Origin of the sequence: Sphingorhabdus sp., assembly GCF_023910635.1 — a bacterium.
Taxonomy (GTDB): Bacteria; Pseudomonadota; Alphaproteobacteria; order Sphingomonadales; family Sphingomonadaceae; genus Sphingorhabdus_B.
Genome location: NZ_JAAVVZ010000005.1, coordinates 144,836 through 164,813 on the forward strand (window position 1 = coordinate 144,836; position 19,978 = coordinate 164,813).

Genomic DNA, 19,978 nt, shown 5'->3' on the forward strand with positions numbered 1-19,978 from the left:
GAACGTCAAGCTATTGCCCAAATTTAGCCTCTCCGGCTACACGAATGGCCTCGCGGGCTGCGGCGATGAGTGCGCCAGCCTTTGCCTCACATTCACGTTGTTCATATTCGGGGTTGCTGTCGGCAACGATGCCAGCGCCAGCCTGCACATGCATGATGCCGTCTTTCACCACCGCAGTGCGCAAGACGATGCAACTATCCATGTCGCCATTGGGCGAGAAATAGCCTACTCCGCCCGCATAAGCGCCACGGGTTTCAGGCTCCAGCTCGGCAATGATTTCGCATGCCCGGACCTTGGGCGCGCCGGACACCGTGCCTGCCGGAAAGCCAGCGAATAAGGCATCAATCGCATCCTTATCATCGGCAAGCTCGCCCACCACGTTCGACACGATGTGCATCACATGGCTGTAAAATTCGACCATATAACTGCCGGTAACGGTCACGCTTCCGCTTTTGGTCACGCGGCCAACGTCGTTGCGCCCAAGGTCGAGCAGCATGAGATGTTCTGCGCGCTCCTTGGGGTCGGCCAGCAAGGACGCCTTGTTTTCCGCGTCTTCAAGGCTGCTTTTACCGCGCGGCCGTGTTCCCGCTATGGGACGGATCGTTACTTCCCCGCCGCGCGCACGCACCAAGATTTCGGGGCTTGACCCGATAAGCGCAAAACCCGGAAGGTCGATAAAATACAGAAACGGCGAAGGGTTTATGCGCCGCAATGCGCGATAGAGGTGGACAGGCGGCAGACCAAAGGGCGCGGTGAAACGCTGCGCCAATACGACCTGAAAAATGTCGCCCGCGGCTATGTAGTCCTTGGCGGAAGTCACCATTTCGGCATAGCGCCCGGCGGGTAGGACAGGTTGCAGTTTTAGCTCTTGGCCATCGCTCTGCGCCATCGGTTCCGCTTGGGCGAGATGCCCCGCATCGAGCAGCCGTTCCGCCTCATCCAAACGCTCATGGGCGCGCGCAACGGCTTGCGCGTCCTCCATGCCCGTCCAGACAGGCGATACAAGGAACATTTCGTCCTTCAAGCGGTCGAACACAAGAATGACGGTTGGCCGCACGAACAGCATGTCCGGCAATTCCAACGCCGATTGCGGCGCGCGCGGAAGCTTCTCGACAAGACCGATGGTCTCATAGCCGAAATAGCCCACGAGACAGGCAAGCGCAGGTGGCAATTCTTCAGGGACATCCATGCGACATGCGGCTGCCAAGGCGCGCAAGGCATCGAGCGACGGGAGCAAGGAAGGCACAAACGCTTCGCGATCGGTCATCCATTGGCTGTTGATCTCGGCCTTATTTCCGGCGGCGCGGAACACAAGGTCCGGCGCTATGCCAATAAGGCTATAACGACCCCGCGTTTCGCCGCCCTCGACCGATTCCAAAATGAAATCGCCGCGCTCTGCCTCAAATAATTTCAGCGCAGCCGACACCGGTGTTTCGGTGTCAGCAATGCGCTTTCGCCAGATGAGCTGCGGCTTAGTTTCCATCACGGTTTGTCAGGCGGGTGCGGAGCTCTTCTATTCCGCCTTCATTTTTTTCAACGTCGGCATTTTTAGCGGCAGATACGATCATCTGCGCTGCATATTCTTGTTGCAATATGCCCGTTAGTTCTTGCTTGCGTGCCATAAGCATGGGCACATTACCGCGCGCATCGCCCTTTATAATGTCATTAAGGTGGACAACATACCAACCGCGATCCCCACCTGCCGCAAGAATTTTTGCCGTGCCCTTTTTCATGGCGAACATCATCGACAATGGCGGGGGAACAGGTTGACCTTCGCGTGAGATGTCAGCGCGGGTGCCGCTGAGCCGTTCAACTTGTGCACCCTTGATACCTGCGGCGGCAAGCGCCGTTTGAAGCGACTGACCAGCGTCTGCGGCCTTGCGCAAAGCATCCGCAGCAGCACGTGCGCCCTTTGCGCCTTCCGACAAAGCCCATTGCTGCTGAACTATGCTGCGGACGCCATTCAATGGTGGCGGCGCAGCCTCTTCAAAATCAGAAACCGCAATCATGGCGAATTTCTCGCCAGGGACCAACTCAATTAATTGCGCCTCGCCGTTGGTTTCCATCTGGAATGCCGCAGGCAACATCGCCGCCATTTCGGGGATTGGCTTATAGGCAGGATTGCTAATGTCCTGTCCGGTCGCAAGCAACTTCGGCGAGGTGTTGACGGTTAAACCATTTTGCTTTGCTACATCGGAAATCGTTGCGCCGTCTGCAAACGCGTCTTCGATCTCTGCTGTCATTTCGGTCAGCATTTCTTCGCTGCGCGTTTTGAGCAATTCCTTCTCAATGTCGGCGCGCGCGGCCGCCAGAGACTTTGCCGCGACATTGTTGATGGCATCGACACGGATCACAGTCCAACCCAGCTTACCACGCGCAGGCGTCGCAATGCTGCCCTGTGCGGCGGCGAATACCGCGCTGGCCACTGCTGCCGTTGTGGAGTTTGTCAGCCTGTCTTTGGTAACACTTGCCGCTGTCGTTACCGACAGCCCCAGTTCATTGGCAACCGCCGACAGCGATTTACCAGCAGCAACCTGCGCCACTACGGATTTTGCAGCCGCTTCGGTTGGGACGATGACTTGGCTGATGTTGCGTGTTTGTGATGCCGCAAACTGCGCCGCATTGGCCTTGTAATAAGCGGCAATGTCCGCTTCGCTCGGCTTGGCGCGTTGCGCGATGATGTCGCGGCCAAAGATAGCATAGCTAACGGCCCGCTTTTCGGGGATGGTAAACTTTGCAGCATTGTCGCTGTAGAACTTCGCCAGCACAGCTTCGCTTGGCGGGCGTGTTGGCAAAAATGCCGTGGCCGGGATCGACGCAATCTGTCCGGCACGTTGTTCCAGCATCAACGACGCATAAGGCAAAGCCATGCCGTCCGGTGCGGCTGGCCCACTGGCGGCTGCGGGCAAAATCTGCTGCGCGAATAAATTTTGGGTCAAATCGTCGCGGATTGCTTTTTCACTGACGCCAATTTGTTGTGCAAAGGCGCGAAACGCGTCGGCGCTGAACTTTCCATCCAATCCCATGGCACCAGGTATCTTGCGTATTTCGGAATCTACAAGCCGTTTGCTAACCGCCACACCATATTTTTCACCAAAAACCGTGATTGCATAGCGATTGATCAATTGTGCCAGCGTGGAATCGAGCCCGCCGCCATCGACAAATTGAGTCATATCAAGCGTGGGGTTGTTCTGCCGCTCCGCCCTCAATTGGTTTTCCAATGAGTCATTGAGCTCACTTAAGGTGATGTTCTTGTTGCCTACGCGGGCGACATTACCGCCGCTTAATCCACCGAAATTGCCTGAGCCGCTGACATCGCCAAGGGCAAAGGCAATGGCGATTAATCCAATGAAAGCGAGCGCGAAAATCGCGCCGAATTTTGAATTAATGAGCGAACGGATGGAGCTAATCATGAACTGCGATTTCCTGCATATGCGGCGCTAAGTGCCCTTTGCGTGACGCTTTAGGCGGCAAGCCGCTGGCAATCAAGGGATAGACTTGCCCAAATGGCGGAAAGCATGGATAGCCCAGAAAGATTCGTAGCCCATAAAAGTTTGAGGTGTCAGATGCGTAAGTTTATCGTCGGGAATTGGAAAATGAACGGCACTTCCGCTGATCTAGGCGAAATAGCAGCAATTTATGCCGTGGCGCGGCTTCATAATTCTGTGGATTCGGCTTTGTGTATTCCGGCCACGCTTATCGAACGTGCCGTCACCGCCGTTGGGGCGTTTCCAATTGGCGGCCAAGATTGCCACATGCAAAATGCAGGGGCGCATACAGGCTGCGTTTCTGCCGAGATGTTATCGGATGCAGGCGCCGTGCTGACCATCATTGGCCATAGCGAACGGCGCGCCGCGCAGCATGAACAGGACAGTGATATCCGCGCCAAAGCCGAGGCTGCCAAGGCTGCGGGCTTGAAAGCCATATTATGCGTCGGCGAAACGCTTAATGAACGCGAAGCTGGCAAGGCGTTGGAAATTGTCCTTGGTCAAGTGGCGCATTCGTTACCAGACAATGCCGCAAGCGCTTGGCTTAGCGTTGCGTACGAACCTGTATGGGCCATTGGAACGGGCCGCGTTGCCGAACCCGCCGATGTTGCGGACATGCATGCCGCCATTCGCGCTGCTTTGGTGGAGCGTTTTGGCGCGGAAGGCCAAAATATCCGTATTTTATACGGTGGTTCCATGAACGGCGACAATGCCGCGGTACTTTTGGCGGTGCCAAATGTCGACGGTGGGTTGATTGGCGGGGCGAGCCTGACCGCAGCCAAATTCCAACCGATATTGGCCGCAGCCCAAGCCAGCGGCGAATAGCATTGAAGAATATTGATGCGCTCGCTATGTGGGCGGCATAATCATTGGCACATCGCCTTTCATATTCGGAATTTCTCTCATGGGTCTTTTTCATTTTCTCATCGTTGTTCAGGGCATTATCGCGGCATCGCTCGTTGGCATCATCTTGATGCAGCGTTCCGAAGGCGGCGGCTTGGGCATGGGGGGAAGCCCATCTGGCCTTATGTCAGCCCGGGGTGCCGCAGATTTTTTGACGCGCACAACCACGATATTGGCGACCTTGTTCATCCTGCTGTCGATATCGCTGGCTTTTGTCGCTGCGAAAAAGGGCAATAGCGGCGAAATCGACAATAGCTTGCAACGGACCGAAGTGCCTGCAGCGCCAACTGCGCCAGTTACGAATGCGCCTGCCTCTGCGACGCCTGCCGCGCCCGCGCCCGCTACCGAAGTTCCGCTCGACAAATAATCGTTCCGGTCGAAAAACCCGTTTTACACAGGTTAATTTTCATCTGGCGGATTCGCGCGCTTGTGTTTTGGTGAAAAGGTAGCTTAACCCTTTTCTCCCATGACACGGTTCATTTTTATCACCGGTGGCGTGGTCTCCTCGCTTGGCAAAGGTCTTATGGCGGCATCGCTTGCCGCCCTTTTGCAAGCGCGCGGCTACCGCGTCCGCATCCGGAAGTTCGACCCTTATTTGAATGTCGATCCAGGCACGATGTCGCCATATCAACATGGCGAAGTCTATGTGACCGATGACGGGGCGGAGACCGATCTCGACCTTGGCCATTATGAACGCTTCACCGGCGTTTCGGCGCGTCAGTCGGACAATATTACGTCTGGCCGGATTTATCAGAATATCATTCAAAAAGAACGCCGTGGTGATTATCTGGGCGCAACTGTGCAGGTCATCCCGCACGTTACCGACTTTATTAAAGAATTCGCCAAGGCCGAAACACAGGATTTAGATTTCGTTCTGTGCGAAATCGGCGGCACCGTTGGCGATATCGAGTCGCTACCGTTTATTGAGGCCATTCGCCAGTTGCGCAACGAGCTGGGCCGCGAACGAACCTTGTCCGTGCATGTGACGTTAGTGCCGTATATTGCCGCAGCAGGCGAGCTGAAAACAAAGCCGACACAGCACAGCGTGCGCGAGCTGACATCCTTGGGTATTCAACCCGATGTGTTGCTGTGCCGTTGCGAACATCCGCTGCCGGAAACAGAGCGCGCCAAGATTGCAGCATTTTGCAACGTGCGCAAAGAGGCGGTGATCCCTGCTTTGGACGCAAAGAGCATTTATGCTGTGCCCCTGCAATATCATGCCGAAGGACTCGATAATGAAGTGCTTCGGGCATTTGGCCTTGAATCAGAAGGCGAGCCTGACCTTAGCCGTTGGGACGATATCATCGACCGACAAACCAACCCCGAAGGCGAAGTGACCATAGGCGTTGTCGGCAAATATGTCGGCCTTGCCGACGCGTATAAATCATTGAACGAAGCTTTAACGCATGGCGGCTTGTCCAACCGCGTGAAGGTCAACATCAAATGGATTGATGCCGAATTGTTCGAGCAATCCGAAGATGACATCGCCACCGCGCTTGAGCCTATGAACGCCATTTTGGTCCCGGGTGGATTTGGTGAACGCGGCTCCGAAGGAAAGATTGCGGCGGTCAAATTCGCGCGTGAACGTCAGGTGCCCTTTTTCGGCATCTGCCTTGGCATGCAAATGGCATGTATCGAAGGCGCACGGAACACCGCAGGACTGTCGGGCGCATCAAGTACCGAATTTGGCCCCACAAAAGAACCAATCGTTGGCATCATCACCGAATGGATGAGCCAAGAGGGTATTCAAAAGCGCGAAACGGGCGGCGATATGGGCGGCACGATGCGTTTGGGCGCTTATGATGCCGTGCTGGATGGCAATAGCCACGTTGCGTCGATTTACGGCACGCTGCAGATATCCGAGCGGCATCGTCACCGTTATGAGGTAAATGTCCATTATAAGGCCGCGCTGGAGCAGGGCGGGCTGGTGTTCAGCGGCATGTCCCCCGATGGTGAGCTGCCCGAGATTGTCGAACGTCCGGACCATCCATGGTTTATCGGCGTGCAATTCCATCCAGAATTGAAATCACGCCCATTTGCGCCGCATCCCTTGTTCGCAAGCTTTGTGAAGGCGGCGGTGAAACAGAGTCGATTGGTATAAGAGGTAAAAGGGGAATATGAGGCGGGCCGTTTCTACGTCCCGCCTCAATGTCTAACGCTTAAGCGGCGCGCGGCCCTTTTTTCTTGGGCGCGTCATCATGTTCAATGACCGTTGGCGTTGTTTTCGCGCCAATCGCAATTTTGCGCGGCTTCAACGCTTCGGGCACTTCACGGACAAGGGTGATAATCAAAAGACCATCGGCCATGTCGGCATCGATCACATGAATGTGATCGGCCAGTTGAAACCGGCGTTCAAAGTTCCGGTTGGCGATTCCCATATGCAGGAAATCGCGATTATCGTTGCTTTCGGACTGCTTGCTGCCGGTCACAATCAATAAATTTTGCTGCGCAACGATATCGATCTCATCCATCTTGAACCCGGCAACGGCGACCGTGATCTTATAGTCATTCTCACCCGTGCGTTCGATATTGAACGGTGGGTAATTTTCATTTTGCGCGGCACGGCCCGTGGTTTCGAGCAGCTCAAAAAGGCGGTCAAAGCCAACAGTATTCCGGCGATAAGGTGTAAAATCAAAACGCGTCATTACAAATTCTCCTTCAAGCAATTTGGTTCGTCGCCAACCCCACAAATGCAGCGGCCAGCATGTTCGTTTTTGGAGCCTTTCGGCCTCCGACTGGCAAGATGGGATGTGTCTAAAAAATTGCAAGGCTAAAAAATCATGACAAAAAATCGTCTGCAACATCGACTACAACAAAAAACAAGGCCGCCCGGATAATCCGAACGGCCTCGCTCTGCAGCTTTTACAGCGCTGTGTTTCAGTCCTCTACCGGTCCCCACCGGCGGGTCTGATTTTTCCCCCTGAACCATCGGCCATTTACGGCTCGCGACGAATTCGATGACTGCATCTGCCTTTGCGATGGGCTTTGCAAATGGAACCAGACTCTGCCTAACGCTTTTTCCAATGCTGTTGCGCCGTTGCAACAATACTTGCCAGTCGTGATGGCGGAACCTAAGAACAGCCTATGCCGAAATTATGGATGAGTGTCCGCACATGATATTGTCGCGATATGAACGCATGGTCGCACGCCGGTATTTGCTCCCGGGTAAGGGCGAGGGCTTTATCTTCTTAGTCGCCAGCATCAGCCTTGTCGCGGTTGCGTTGGGTGTCGCGGCGTTGATCATTGTGATGAGCGTGATGAACGGCTTTCGCGCCGAATTATTTGATAAAATCGTTGGCCTCAATGGGCATGCCGTGATTCAGGGCTATGGCGGCCGTCTGCAAGATTGGCGGCAAATCCTCACCGATGTGAAGCAAACGGATGGCGTCACTGATGCAACGGCGTTGATCGAACAGCCATTGCTCACGACCTTCAATGGACGGGTGGAGGCCATATTGGCGCGCGGCATGTCGGTCAATGATATCCTAGAAAACGACACGTTGAAGGGCAAAACCGTCGCCGGCGATTTGCGCAGGTTAAGCCCCAATGAAGACAAGGTTGCGATTGGATCGCGGCTTGCCCAAAATTTGGGGGTGCAGGTCGGGCAGAACGTCACGATTATCAACCCAGCCGGTCGCACCACGCCATTTGGCACCGTGCCGCGTGAGATATCCTATGAGGTCGCGGCAATCTTTGAGGTGGGTGTGTTTGACTATGACAAGGCGTTTGTCATCATGCCCATCGAACGCGCCCAAGTGCTGATGCTCATGGGCGATGAAATCGGCATGATCGAGGTCAAGACCGAAAACCCGGACAAGGTGAACGAGATTCTCATGCCCTTATTGCCCAAGCTTGAGAATAAGGGCCAGATTGTCGACTGGAAAAGCATGAACGCATCGCTTTTTGAGGCCTTAGCGGTCGAGCGTGTCGCGATGTTTGTCGTGCTGTCGATTATCGTGCTCGTTGCGGTGTTCAACATATTGTCGTCACTCATCATGCTCGTGCGCGCCAAAACCCGCGACATTGCCATATTGCGCACCATGGGGGCGTCGCGAAAATCGCTGCTGAAGATATTTATGACGGTCGGCCTGCTGATTGGTGCATCCGGAATTGTGTTGGGGATGATATTGGGCGCGATATTCCTGTATTTCCGGCAATCGGTCGTGAACTTCATTCAGTTTGTCACCGGTCAGAATTTGTGGGACCCATCGATCCGGTTCTTGACCGAGCTGCCGTCGCGCACAGACCCGTTTGAAGTACTGGCGATCTGCGGGCTTGCTTTGCTGTTCAGCTTCCTTGCAACTTTGTATCCGGCGCTAAAGGCGGCAAGTACGGACCCAGTTCAGGTGCTGCGTTATGAATAATATCTTGGAACTTATCGATGTGCGCCGCAAATTTGTGCAAGGCGATGTCACTATCGAAGTCTTACGTGGTGTAGACCTTGTCGTTGGGAAAGGCGAGCTTGTGGCATTGCTTGGCCCATCGGGATCAGGCAAATCGACCATGCTTCAGGCTGTGGGCTTATTGGAAGGTGGCTTTTCAGGATCGATCAAATTGGATGGTGAGGAAGTCAGCGCAGCCAGCGTGGACCGCCAAACGGAGATACGCCGCCAGAAATTGGGCTTTGTCTATCAGTTTCACCATTTGCTCCCGGACTTCGACGCGTTGGAAAATGTGATTTTGCCGCAGTTGATTGCGGATGCGGCGCCCGATGTTGCGCATGACCGCGCGACCTATTTGTTGACTCAGTTGGGGCTGGCCGAACGCCTGCACCATCGCCCGGCAAAACTGTCAGGTGGCGAGCAACAGCGGGTCGCAGTCGCGCGGGCATTGGCGAACCGGCCAAAGCTGGTGCTGGCCGATGAACCCACTGGCAATTTGGATGAGCACACGGCCAATGTCGTGCTTGGCGAATTTATGGCGCTGGTGCGTGAAGAGGGGTCGTCAGCGATCGTTGCGACACATAATGAGCGATTGGCGGCCAAGATGGACCGCATCGTGCGCTTGCATGACGGTAAATTAGGCTAAATTAGGGGACGCGATATGTCAGTCTATGATTTTACAGTAAAAATGCCCGGTGGCGGCACCGAGGTCATGGCAGCGCATAAGGGCAAGGTGTTGCTGGTGGTGAACACAGCGTCCAAATGCGGCTTCACACCGCAGTATAAGGGCCTGGAGGCGCTCTATCGCCAATATAAGGACCAAGGCCTCGAAATATTAGCTTTCCCATGTAACCAGTTCGGCGCGCAGGAGCCTGGCGACGCACAAGAAATTCAGAATTTCTGTTCGCTCACATATGATGTGTCCTTTCCATTGGCGGCGAAAATTGATGTCAACGGAACCGATGAAGATCCGCTGTGGCATTATCTGAAGCAGCAGCAAGCGGGCCTGATGGGTTCACGCGGTATCAAATGGAACTTCACCAAATTCCTTGTCGACCGCAAAGGCAATGTCGTCGCCCGCCATGGTCCACAAGTCAAACCAGAGGCGTTGGCAAAGGACATTGAAAAATTGCTCGCCGAGGCAGCCTGATTGTCCACAGCTTAGCCTAAAACAGACTTTGTCGAATCAGGCGGGTGTTCTAACGATGGGGCATGGCTTATGTACCCTTCGTCCCCCTCCGTGTGTATTCGGCATACACCATATTGGAAGGCGCGATTGAGCCCAAGGCGATTGGCGAAACTGCGAAGAAGCTTGGTTTTCCAGCGATTGCGATTTGTGATCGCAATGGCCTTTATGGCGTTATGCCATTTCAGGACGGCGCGAAATCTTACGGCGTGCAACCGATCATTGGCGCGCTGCTTGCAATCAGGCGGCCGACGTCCGACGGAAAGTTCATCCGCGACTGGTTGCCATTATTTGCCCAAGATGAAAGCGGTTATATCAATCTTTGCCGGTTGGTTTCCATGGCGCATCTTGATCGCCCCGAAGACCTTGACGCACATGTCACGCTGGAACAGCTTGCCGGTCATAAGGACGGCCTGATCGCCCTTACAGGGGGTGCGGAGGGCGCATTGGCCCGATTGTTAAGTGAAGGGCAGCATGACGCGGCATCCAGCTACCTGACGCGTCTACAGGCGCTGTTTTCCGACCGTTTGTATATCGAACTCAGCAGGCGCCACGACGCCGTTGAAGAAGCGGCGGAAGACGCGCTAATTGACCTTGCTTATTCGCGCGATATTCCTTTGGTTGCCACCAATCCCGCCTTTTTTGCGGAACCCGATTTCTTCGACGCGCACGACGCCATGCTGTGCATCTCGGACGGCGCCTATATCGAAAGCGAGGACCGCCGTAGAAGCAGCCGCGACACGTGGATTAAAACGGGTAAGCAAATGCGCGAATTGTTTGCTGATGTGCCCGAGGCGCTGGCCAATACGCTCGTGATTGCGCAGCGATGCGCCGCCCTTGCGCCCTATCGAAGCCCGATACTGCCAAGCCTTGCCGGTGACCGGACCGCCGAAGACGCGCAATTGCGCGAAGACGGGCGGCTTGGGCTTGAAAAGCGGCTTGAGATTGCGGGCATAACTGACGCTGCGGAGCGGCAAGTTTATTTTGACCGGTTGAAGTTTGAAGCCGATGTTATCTGCGCTATGGGTTTTCCGGGCTACTTCCTGATCGTTGCCGATTTCATCAAATGGGCAAAGGAACAAGATATTGCCGTTGGCCCGGGCCGTGGATCGGGGGCAGGTTCGCTGGTCGCTTGGGCGCTGACAATTACCGATCTTGACCCCATCAAGCTCGGCCTGCTGTTCGAACGTTTCCTAAACCCCGACCGTGTGTCAATGCCTGACTTCGATATCGACTTTTGCGAAACGCGCCGTGGGGAAGTCATTCGTTATGTGCAGAAAAAATACGGCGCACGTCAGGTTGCGCAAATCATCACTTTTGGAAAGCTGAAGGCGCGGGCGGTTCTGCGCGACACCGGGCGCGTGCTGCAGATGAGCTATGGCCAAGTTGATCGGCTGTGCAAGCAAGTACCAAATCTGCCCGCTGACCCATGGGATTTGAAACGCGCTTTGTCCGGCGTGGCGGAGCTGCGGGAAGAATATCGGCGTGATGCGCAGGTGAAACGCTTGTTCGACCTTGCGATGAAACTGGAGGGCCTTCCACGCCACAGTTCAACACATGCTGCCGGTGTGGTAATTGGTGACCGCGAATTATCAGAATTGGCGCCCCTATACCGCGATCCGCGTTCGGACATGCCTGTCACGCAATTCGACATGAAATATGTCGAGAGCGCAGGCCTCGTTAAGTTCGACTTTTTGGGATTAAAAACGCTGTCTGTCCTGCAAAAGGGCAGCCAGATGCTCGCCAAGCGGGGGGTGGAGATCAATCTCGACCTATTGCCGCATGATGACCCTGCGGTCTATGAATTGCTGCAACGCGGTGACACTGTGGGCGTGTTCCAGTTGGAATCCGAAGGCATGCGCCGCACGCTCGCGGCGGTGAAGCCAACCAATTTTGGTGACATCATCGCGCTCGTGTCGCTCTATCGTCCGGGTCCAATGGACAATATTCCCATGTTTGGCCGCCGCAAAAATGGGGAGGAGAGCATTGAATATCCGCACCCATTGCTAGAGCCCGTGTTGAACGAAACCTACGGAATTTTTGTTTACCAAGAACAAGTTATGCAAGCCGCGCAGATTTTGGCCGGCTACAGCCTTGGGGAAGCAGATTTGCTGCGCCGTGCAATGGGTAAGAAGATTCAGGCCGAAATGGATGCCCAACGCGAACGCTTCGTCACCGGCTGCGCAACGCATGCGATCCCTCCTAACCGGGCGAACGAGCTTTTCGACTTGATCGACAAATTTGCGGGCTACGGCTTTAACAAGAGCCATGCCGCCGCTTATGCTGTGTTGGCGTATCAAACTGCTTGGCTAAAAACCCATCATCCCGAAGAATTTTATGCTGCATCCATGTGTTTCGACATGCATCAAACCGACAAGCTTGCGACCTTCATAGACGATATGCGCAGGCTGGACGTCACTTGTTTGCAGCCGGACATCAACCGGAGCGAGGCCGAATTTACCGTTGAGACCAATGCGCATGGGGAGCATGCTGTGCGTTATGCGTTGGGCGGCATCAAAAATGTCGGCGAACGGGCGATGGAGATATTGGTCACAGAACGCGCGACGGCGGGATTGTTCAAAAGCCTTGATGACTTTGCCAACCGGGTCGATCCAAGTCAGATCAACCGCCGAAGCCTTGAAAATCTCGCTGCTGCGGGTGCTTTTGATAATTTGGAACCAAACCGTGGCGCGGTCCATGCCGCAGCGGAAACACTTTTGGCGGCAGCGCAATCCGCGCGCGATTCACGCGAAAGCGGGCAGGGCGGCTTGTTTGGTGAGGGCGGGTCCGACATGGCGGCGCTACGGATCGACAGCAGCCTGCAATGGGCACCCGGCGAACAAATGAACCAGGAAAAGGACGCGTTTGGGTTTTATTTCTCGGCACATCCTTGTTCGCAATATGAGGCGCTGGCCATTAGCCACGGCGCAAAACCTTATGCGGTCTGGCTCGACAGCGGACCAATACCCGAAGGTATCCGCCGCCCCGCCACCATGTCGGCATTGATCGAAGGCATCCGCTGGCGCGAGTCACGCAAGGGGAAGCGTTTCATGATTGCGGATTTTTCGGACAATAGCGGCCAGTTTTCGGTGCGATGTTTTGACGAGGCGGTCGGCACACAACTTGCCGAGTGGGCAAAAGACGCGGAGTGCCTTTTGCTCGATTGCGAAATGGACATGCGGCCCGGCGACGAAACGCCAAGCTTTACGGTAAAAAGCGCCAAAGCCCTCAGCGGCTTGACGAGCGTGTCGCGGCTGAAAATGCAGTTGGATGTGACACATGAAGCAGCCATGGCGCAACTCGCGCAAATCGTTGCGCCATTGGGCGGTGGCCGAAGCGAGTTGGTCATCAAAACCCGGGCTGCCGACGGACGATGGGTGCATATCGTGCTTGGTCGCCGCTTCCAGATTGATGCATCTTTGCTTGCTCAAGTGCGTATAATTGACGGTATCGAAAATGTAGAGCTTGCGCCGCTGGGTCCTGTTTTGGCATTGGTGCGCTGAACTGCGAAAATCGTAGACAGAAATTGCGTCTGCAGTATCCTGCGGCGTGGTATGAGGGAGAGATTTTGATGTACGGCACCATGCAAGATTGGGACCTTCGCGTTCCGCATTTGATCGACTACGCAGCCCGCGAACATGGCACGCGCGAAATCGTGACGCGTTGGACCGACGGCAATATTGAACGCACAAACTGGTCTGGCGTCGCAACCGAAGCGCGCAAATTGTCGCAAGCCTTTGCGGGTTTGGGCCTGCAAAAGGGCGACCGGATTGCCACCTTTGCCATGAACCATCACCGGCATTTGGCCGCTTGGTATGGCGCGATTGGCTTTGGTGGAGTGATCCACACCGTCAATGTGCGGCTGTTCGACGAAGACCTGATCTACATCATGAACCATGCCGAAGATAAGGTGTTGATGTATGACGCAATGTTCCAACCCATCATAGACAGGCTGAAGCCGCATCTGAAGACCGTTGAGCATTATGTCGTGTTTGACCGCGACGACAGCTACGGTGCGTTCATCGCCGCGCAAGATGGCAATTATGAATGGGCAACGGGCGACGAACGCGACGCGTGTATGTTGTGTTACACCAGCGGCACAACGGGCAATCCAAAGGGTGTTTTGTATCAACACCGCTCGACCATGTTGCACGCGATGGCTGAAATCGCGCCATCCATTTTTGATCTTAGCCCGCAGTCGGCATTGCTACCGATCGTGCCGATGTTCCATGCGGCAAGCTGGGGCCTCCCCTTTGCAGGTGCCGCTGCGGGGGTGAAGTTCGTGTTTTCGACCACCAATGACGCGGCAACCTTGCATGGCTTAATTCTGCAAGAAGGCATTACCCATAGCGCAGGTGTGCCCACAGTGTGGCTTTCCATGTTCGCGCATTTGGATGCAGAGGCCGCCGCCGGGCGCGATGCGACACTTGGCAAACTGCGTTTGGTCACGATTGGCGGTTCGGCTGCGCCGCGTGGCATGATTGAGCGTCTGATGACGTCGGGCGTGCATGTATCGCACGCATGGGGCATGACTGAGACATCGCCCATTGGCACCATGGGGGCACCAACGCCCAATTGGGATGAACTGACGCTCGAACAGCAGATCGACGTGGTTTGCAAACAAGGTCGCACGCCGTTTGGTGTTGAGCTGCGCGTGATCGACAAGGACGGCAATGTCGCCCCGCGCGATGGTGTGACGTCTGGCGCGCTTCAGATTCGCGGGCCATGGGTCATTAAACGCTATTTCAAGGCCGAGGCGGACGCGGTTGACGCGGATCAGTGGTTTGATACCGGAGATGTCTCGGTGCTGCACCCGGACGGCACGATGCAGATCACGGACCGCGTGAAGGATGTCATCAAATCGGGCGGCGAGTGGATTAGTTCAGTTGAGCTTGAGAATATTGCGGTTGGTTGCCCCGGCATTGCCGAAGCAGGCGCAATTGGTATCCCGCACCCCAAATGGGATGAACGGCCCGTTCTAATCGCTGTCAAAAAACCGGGGGCTGACGTCGATGAAGCGACGGTGAAGGCCTATCTGGCGGAACGCATCGTCAAATGGTGGATGCCTGACCGTGTGCTGTTTGTTGACGAACTTCCGCACACCGGCACTGGCAAAATTCAAAAAGTGGCGCTTCGTGCCCAGTTTAAGGATTTTGTGCTGGAAGATTGAGGCCCGGTCGCGGCGACCTTGGGCTAAAATAGGCTTGGCGGGCCATTTAAATTACATTTCGCGCAAGCGCGGCATCAATTCCACAAGATTGCAGGGACGATGGCGGCTATCGAGTTGATGGACCAAAATCTGGTCCCAGCCGTCTTTAACTGCGCCGTTTGATCCGGGAAGGGCAAAAATATACGTCCCGCCCGCCAGCACGGCGCAGGCGCGCGACTGTATGGTGGATGTGCCTATGCTTGCGAAGCTTAACCAGCGGAACAGTTCGCCGAAGCCAGGGATATCCTTGGTCTTAACACGGTCCAAAGCTTCGGGTGTCACGTCGCGTCCGGTTAACCCGGTGCCACCGGTTGAGATGACAACATCGACGTGATCGTCGTCGATCCAATTATGCAGCCGTGCAGTGATTAACGCGGTGTCGTCGCGCAAAATAGCGCGATCAGCGATTTTGTGTCCGGCGGCGACTATCCGTTCTGCCAAAATATCGCCGCTGGTATCATTTTCGATGCCACGAGTGTCGGACACCGTGAGGATCGCGATGTTTACCGGCTTGAACGCCCTGTTTTCATCGAGCTGCAATGACGCCTCCCGTCATCCTGCGCGCGGTGACTGTGCCATTAGCATCCGGAAATTTTGGCCACATATATTGGGCTAGGCCTGTCAAACTGCCAGAGGCCTTGTTTGCACGCATCTCGTAAATCCAGTAATTTCGCAGGATGATCGCCACATACCCGCGCGTTTCCCAATAGGGGATAGATTCAATGAACAGCAACGGGTCGCCATTATCGCGCACTTCGCTATTCCACCGTGTTACCGGAGTTGGCCCTGCATTATAGGCCGCGATTACCTTGGGCAAAAGTCCGCCCGTCGCGGGCAAATCGCGCAGCTTTTCCAAATAGGACTGGCCATATTCCAAATTGATCGTCGGACGGTCCAATTCGGATGCCGTGAAGAACGCACCGCGCGCCCGTGCAAGGTCCTGAGCGGTTCCAGGGCGGACCTGCATGAGGCCGCGTGCGCCAGCAGGGCTGATCACGTCGGTACGGAAATTGGATTCTTGTAACGTGTGGGCATAGACCAATGATGGCGTGACGCGCCAGCCACCGGTTGGTTCCCAATTGGGCAGGGGGTAACGTGCCATAAGGTTGCTCTGGTCACGCGATGGACCATAATGGCCAAACCAGAACTGGGTAGAAGCCAAGTTCAATGCGCCGGCCAATTGCGCGAGGTTTGCATGCTGCCGCGCATCGCCAATTCTCGCCTGATGGCGCAGTGCCTGATCTGCCAATTTATTCTGGCCAATTTCTGTCAGGGATACCGCCAAAATCGCGTTTTGCTGCTCTTTCAAGCTCGCCCAATCTAGCTTGACGACTTTCGCTGCCTTGCGCACGATCGGTTCCATGCCAAGCGCTTCGCTGGCGAGTAAGCCGTAAAAGGTTTCTGACAGTTGCGCCGCCTTTTGCATCTTGGGCTGAATATATTGCGGCTGTTTTGCGGCCATGGCCGCGCGTGCGCCCCAGAAGAGCCCTGCGGCCCTTAAATCATCGTTACTGGCCAAGCGGGCAACATCGTCAAAGGCGTTATAGGCAGCGGCATAATCACCCAGCCGCCAAGAAGAGAGGCCAAGTACCCAGGCGGCCTGCGTGCCCCATTCTCCACCGGCCACATGCGCGACAGCAGAAACGCGCTTTGCGGATGCATCGTCATTTTCGATATAATAAGACCATGCCACACGATAGCGTAATTCCGTCAGCGCTTCGGGCGACAGTTCCAATGCTTTGCTTTCCAAAAACTGTTCGGCGGCAAAAGATTGGTCATTTTTAATGAAAACCTGCAATTCGGCACGCACGCTATCGCTTGCCTTACTTGCGGGCAAATCCCTTTTTGGTGCGCCACCTAGCCATGAAAAGCGGCGGATACCAGGCCGATTGGGAAGCATCTCCAGACCGCGTTTACGTGCCATGGTCGCCAATTGTTCAGCCTGCGGCAAATAAGGTGCATCCTCAAGCAGGGCTTGCAACTGCGCTGCCTCCACCTTTGGGCTATTGGGTGCGACATATAATTCCGCGCGCGCCATTGCGGACATGGGGCCTTGGGGCGCTGCATCAATCATGCGTGAAGCCTCGTCCCATTTTTCCGCACGGATAGCGTCATAGATCGCTGTGAAAACGGCTTTTTCTTGTGCGCTAAGAACATTGGGTGCCGGCTGAACGGGAACAATTGCGCGAAATCCATCGCTTGTGTTTGCGTGCGCTGTCGCAATGGGGGCGCAAGCCAGCGCAAAAGCGAGCCATTTCAAATTAGATATTCCTTTGCTCATTGGAGCACCCTTTTCGCAAACATCTGCAAATCCCTCCATGCCTGCTTTTTCATGGCAGGTCGCGCAATAAGGGTTCGCGGATGAAATGTCGCCAGCGTTGTTATGTTGAGGCCATCATGATTAACATTTCGTAACTCCGCCCGTGCGTTCATCAATTCTTCGCCTAACAGAGCCTTGCATGCGGCGGAACCGAGTATCACCAGCGATTTTGGTCTAATCAGTTGTATCTGATGCAGCATAAGCGCGGCGAGGGCGGGCAAGTCGTGTTCAGGAACCTCCGCTGTTGACGGCATGCTCGTCGCCAACGATGCGCAATAACATAGTGCTGTATCGATCCCGATTGCAGCAAGCATCCGGTTTAGAAGAGCCGCATTCAAAGACGTCGTGGTTTCTGGCGCTGGCAATATGTCTGGCAGATCCGAAATAACCATCACCTCGCAACTAACCGGGCCGACAGGCGGAAAGCGGACGGGACCATAAGCATTGCCGGGCAGGGGGGCACCACCGACCACCATCTCGCGAAGGGCAGCAATATCGTTGGGCCAGATGATGTTGGGCGTCGCAGGCGGCTCTGCCTGTTTTTTCTCGGCAGCGGCAACGACGGGTGCATTCGGGGACGTATCGACAGCGTCCTGCGCTAGCAAATCGACCGTGCTTTCGCGCACAGCCGAATCAACACCAGCCAGTTCCCACCAACCAGATAATGATTCAACCACAGCAAATGCGGTAATTTTTCCCCGATCCTCCATAAATCCCTTCAGTCACCAGTTGACGGCAGGGTCAATTGCTTGGCATGGCAATTCCCACGAGCTGTTCGTATATCGGGATGGCCTGAATTATCTGCCGGGTAAAGGATAAAGGCAATGAGCGAACGTGAGTCGATGCCCTATGATGTTGTTATTGTTGGCGCGGGGCCAGCGGGACTTTCGGCCGCAATCCGCATAAAACAATTATCCCCCGATACCAGCGTCTGCATCCTTGAAAAAGGTTCCGAGGTGGGCGCGCATATATTGTCCGGTGCGGTCATTGATCCCAAGGCGCTCGACGAGCTGCTGCCTGACTGGCGCACGTTGGGCTGTTCGCTGGCCGATACGCCGGTGAATGACAATCAGCACTGGGTAATGACCAAGACCGGCAAGTTCAACATGCCGCATTTCCTGACCCCCGGTTTCATGCATAATAAGGGCACATATACCGGCTCGCTTGGGAATGTGTGCCGCTGGTTGGCGGGGCAGGCTGAAAATCTGGGCGTAGAAATTTTCCCCGGTTTTTCGGCCGCAGAAATTCTCTACAACGCCGATGGTTCGGTCAGGGGTGTCGCGACGGGCGATATGGGCATTGCGCGCGATGGCAGCCATAAAGTCGATTATATGCGCGGCATGGAATTGCATGCAAAATATACATTCTTTGCCGAAGGCGTGCGTGGTCATCTCACCAAATTGCTCAAGCCGCAATTTGCGCTGGATAAGGATTGTGAGCCGCAGGTTTACGGCATTGGCATTAAAGAATTGTGGGACATTCCGCCCGAGCAGCATTCTGCCGGACGCGTAATCCACAGCCAGGGCTGGCCGTTGACGGATGCCAATGGCGGTGCGTTTTTATACCATCATGCGAACAATCAAGTTGCCTTGGGTTTTGTTGTTTGGCTCAATTATTCAAATCCTTATTTGTCACCCTTCGAAGAGTTTCAGCGTTGGAAAACGCATCCTGAGATTAAGAAGATACTCGCCGGTGGTCGCCGTGTTTCCTATGGCGCACGTGCGATTAGCGACGGCGGTTGGCAGTCGGTACCTGAACTTGCATTCCCTGGCGGCGCGTTGATCGGGTGTTCGGCCGGATTCTTAAACGTGCCGCGGATCAAGGGCACGCATACGGCGATGAAATCCGGCATGCTGGCGGCTGAAGCTGCGGTGGAAGCGTTGGCTGCGGGCCGCGAACATGACGCGCTGACTTCGTACCAGACCGCCTATGAAAATAGCTGGATTTACAAAGAATTGCGAATGGTACGCAACGTCCTTCCGCTGGTCGAAAAATACGGTAACCTTTTGGGTAGCGCGCTCGCTGGTGTGAACATGTGGCTGGAGAATTTTGGCATACGCATGCCATTCACCATGAAGCACCATCCGGACCACAAGGCGCTGAAAAAGAAAAATGCAGGCGAACGTATCGATTATCCAAAGCCCGATGGCGTGTTCAGCTTTGACCGCCTGTCGTCGGTTTTCTTGTCGAACACCAACCATGCCGAAGACCAGCCAGTTCATTTGCAGGTCAAAGACATGGACCTTCAGAAAAACAGCGAGTTTATGGAGTTTGCGGGGCCATCAGCGCGCTATTGCCCTGCGGGTGTGTATGAGTGGATTGAAGAAGAGGGTAAGGACGCCCGCTATCAAATAAATTCGCAAAACTGCGTTCATTGTAAGACCTGCGACATCAAGGATCCGAACCAGAATATCAATTGGGTGACGCCAGAGGGTGGCGGAGGGCCGAACTACCCCAATATGTAATCAGGGTGGCGCATTGGTTACCACC

At 55.0% G+C, this 19,978-nt stretch carries 15 protein-coding genes; 9 read left to right on the forward strand and 6 right to left on the reverse strand.

The annotated features are described in order from the left end of the window. Positions 1–10: 10 nt before the first annotated feature. Complete coding sequence (gene trpE / locus HEQ34_RS04500; RefSeq protein WP_296197985.1) at positions 11–1,483, reverse strand: anthranilate synthase component I; 1,473 nt, start codon at positions 1,481–1,483, stop codon at positions 11–13. After that, the gene (locus tag HEQ34_RS04505) at positions 1,473–3,413 is read right to left on the reverse strand and encodes a peptidylprolyl isomerase (RefSeq protein WP_296197988.1); all 1,941 of its coding nucleotides are present in this window, start codon (positions 3,411–3,413) and stop codon (positions 1,473–1,475) included. The genes trpE and HEQ34_RS04505 overlap by 11 nt, the downstream gene beginning before the upstream one ends. A gap of 153 nt (positions 3,414–3,566) precedes the next feature. On the opposite strand from HEQ34_RS04505, the gene tpiA reads away from it, so the two are divergent. The 3 genes from tpiA to HEQ34_RS04520 all read left to right on the forward strand — a co-directional run bounded on the left by tpiA (position 3,567) and on the right by HEQ34_RS04520 (position 6,492). Further along, positions 3,567–4,313, forward strand: coding sequence for a triose-phosphate isomerase (tpiA, locus tag HEQ34_RS04510; protein ID WP_296197992.1), 747 nt, complete (start codon positions 3,567–3,569; stop codon positions 4,311–4,313). 79 nt (positions 4,314–4,392) lie between these two features. Next, entirely contained in the window at positions 4,393–4,758 is a 366-nt protein-coding gene (gene secG / locus HEQ34_RS04515) for a preprotein translocase subunit SecG (protein ID WP_296197995.1), read from the forward strand. 99 nt (positions 4,759–4,857) lie between these two features. Further along, positions 4,858–6,492, forward strand: a complete 1,635-nt coding sequence (locus HEQ34_RS04520) for a CTP synthase (RefSeq protein WP_296197997.1) — start codon at positions 4,858–4,860, stop codon at positions 6,490–6,492. Between the two features lie 58 nt (positions 6,493–6,550). Here the strand turns inward: HEQ34_RS04520 and HEQ34_RS04525 are convergent, their stop codons facing one another. Beyond that, complete coding sequence (locus tag HEQ34_RS04525) at positions 6,551–7,036, reverse strand: Hsp20 family protein (protein WP_296197999.1); 486 nt, start codon at positions 7,034–7,036, stop codon at positions 6,551–6,553. Between the two features lie 468 nt (positions 7,037–7,504). Between HEQ34_RS04525 and HEQ34_RS04530 the strand changes: the two genes are divergently transcribed. From HEQ34_RS04530 to HEQ34_RS04550, 5 genes are all read left to right on the forward strand, one after another. Continuing rightward, a complete protein-coding gene (locus HEQ34_RS04530) occupies positions 7,505–8,755 on the forward strand; it encodes a lipoprotein-releasing ABC transporter permease subunit (protein WP_296198077.1) in 1,251 nt (416 codons plus the stop codon). Beyond that, on the forward strand, positions 8,748–9,419 hold the full coding sequence (locus HEQ34_RS04535; RefSeq protein ID WP_296198002.1) for an ABC transporter ATP-binding protein: 672 nt from the start codon (positions 8,748–8,750) through the stop codon (positions 9,417–9,419). The genes HEQ34_RS04530 and HEQ34_RS04535 overlap by 8 nt, the downstream gene beginning before the upstream one ends. A 15-nt stretch (positions 9,420–9,434) precedes the next feature. Further along, positions 9,435–9,923, forward strand: coding sequence for a glutathione peroxidase (locus HEQ34_RS04540; protein WP_296198004.1), 489 nt, complete (start codon positions 9,435–9,437; stop codon positions 9,921–9,923). Positions 9,924–9,985: 62 nt separating this feature from the next. Beyond that, positions 9,986–13,462, forward strand: a complete 3,477-nt coding sequence (gene dnaE, locus HEQ34_RS04545) for a DNA polymerase III subunit alpha (protein WP_296198007.1) — start codon at positions 9,986–9,988, stop codon at positions 13,460–13,462. 68 nt (positions 13,463–13,530) lie between these two features. After that, positions 13,531–15,129 carry a long-chain fatty acid--CoA ligase gene (locus HEQ34_RS04550; RefSeq protein WP_296198009.1) on the forward strand — a complete coding sequence of 533 codons (1,599 nt, stop codon included), beginning with the start codon at positions 13,531–13,533 and terminating at the stop codon, positions 15,127–15,129. Between the two features lie 51 nt (positions 15,130–15,180). Here HEQ34_RS04550 and moaB read toward each other — a convergent pair whose 3' ends face one another. From moaB to HEQ34_RS04565, 3 genes are read right to left on the reverse strand one after another with little or no spacing between them, the layout of a single operon-like run. Further along, positions 15,181–15,708, reverse strand: coding sequence for a molybdenum cofactor biosynthesis protein B (gene moaB, locus HEQ34_RS04555; protein ID WP_296198013.1), 528 nt, complete (start codon positions 15,706–15,708; stop codon positions 15,181–15,183). Continuing rightward, the gene (locus HEQ34_RS04560) at positions 15,695–17,449 is read right to left on the reverse strand and encodes a lytic transglycosylase domain-containing protein (protein ID WP_296198015.1); all 1,755 of its coding nucleotides are present in this window, start codon (positions 17,447–17,449) and stop codon (positions 15,695–15,697) included. The genes moaB and HEQ34_RS04560 overlap by 14 nt, the downstream gene beginning before the upstream one ends. Beyond that, positions 17,446–18,198 carry a uracil-DNA glycosylase family protein gene (locus HEQ34_RS04565; RefSeq protein ID WP_296198018.1) on the reverse strand — a complete coding sequence of 251 codons (753 nt, stop codon included), beginning with the start codon at positions 18,196–18,198 and terminating at the stop codon, positions 17,446–17,448. The genes HEQ34_RS04560 and HEQ34_RS04565 overlap by 4 nt, the downstream gene beginning before the upstream one ends. A gap of 114 nt (positions 18,199–18,312) precedes the next feature. Here HEQ34_RS04565 and HEQ34_RS04570 point away from each other — a divergent pair, with 114 nt between their 5' ends. Continuing rightward, positions 18,313–19,953 (forward strand): electron transfer flavoprotein-ubiquinone oxidoreductase, encoded by a 1,641-nt coding sequence (locus HEQ34_RS04570; RefSeq protein ID WP_296198021.1) that lies wholly within the window; start codon positions 18,313–18,315, stop codon positions 19,951–19,953. Positions 19,954–19,978 lie beyond the last annotated feature (25 nt).

What these genes read in the sequence shown, in the direction of transcription:
- trpE (WP_296197985.1), bottom strand. Translation starts at nt 1,483, where the DNA reads ATGGAAACTAAGCCGCAGCTCATCTGGCGAAAGCGCATTGCTGACACC.
- HEQ34_RS04505 (WP_296197988.1), bottom strand. Translation starts at nt 3,413, where the DNA reads ATGATTAGCTCCATCCGTTCGCTCATTAATTCAAAATTCGGCGCGATT.
- tpiA (WP_296197992.1), top strand. Translation starts at nt 3,567, where the DNA reads ATGCGTAAGTTTATCGTCGGGAATTGGAAAATGAACGGCACTTCCGCT.
- secG (WP_296197995.1), top strand. Translation starts at nt 4,393, where the DNA reads ATGGGTCTTTTTCATTTTCTCATCGTTGTTCAGGGCATTATCGCGGCA.
- HEQ34_RS04520 (WP_296197997.1), top strand. Translation starts at nt 4,858, where the DNA reads ATGACACGGTTCATTTTTATCACCGGTGGCGTGGTCTCCTCGCTTGGC.
- HEQ34_RS04525 (WP_296197999.1), bottom strand. Translation starts at nt 7,036, where the DNA reads ATGACGCGTTTTGATTTTACACCTTATCGCCGGAATACTGTTGGCTTT.
- HEQ34_RS04530 (WP_296198077.1), top strand. Translation starts at nt 7,505, where the DNA reads ATGATATTGTCGCGATATGAACGCATGGTCGCACGCCGGTATTTGCTC.
- HEQ34_RS04535 (WP_296198002.1), top strand. Translation starts at nt 8,748, where the DNA reads ATGAATAATATCTTGGAACTTATCGATGTGCGCCGCAAATTTGTGCAA.
- HEQ34_RS04540 (WP_296198004.1), top strand. Translation starts at nt 9,435, where the DNA reads ATGTCAGTCTATGATTTTACAGTAAAAATGCCCGGTGGCGGCACCGAG.
- dnaE (WP_296198007.1), top strand. Translation starts at nt 9,986, where the DNA reads ATGGCTTATGTACCCTTCGTCCCCCTCCGTGTGTATTCGGCATACACC.
- HEQ34_RS04550 (WP_296198009.1), top strand. Translation starts at nt 13,531, where the DNA reads ATGTACGGCACCATGCAAGATTGGGACCTTCGCGTTCCGCATTTGATC.
- HEQ34_RS04560 (WP_296198015.1), bottom strand. Translation starts at nt 17,449, where the DNA reads ATGAGCAAAGGAATATCTAATTTGAAATGGCTCGCTTTTGCGCTGGCT.
- HEQ34_RS04565 (WP_296198018.1), bottom strand. Translation starts at nt 18,198, where the DNA reads ATGGAGGATCGGGGAAAAATTACCGCATTTGCTGTGGTTGAATCATTA.
- HEQ34_RS04570 (WP_296198021.1), top strand. Translation starts at nt 18,313, where the DNA reads ATGAGCGAACGTGAGTCGATGCCCTATGATGTTGTTATTGTTGGCGCG.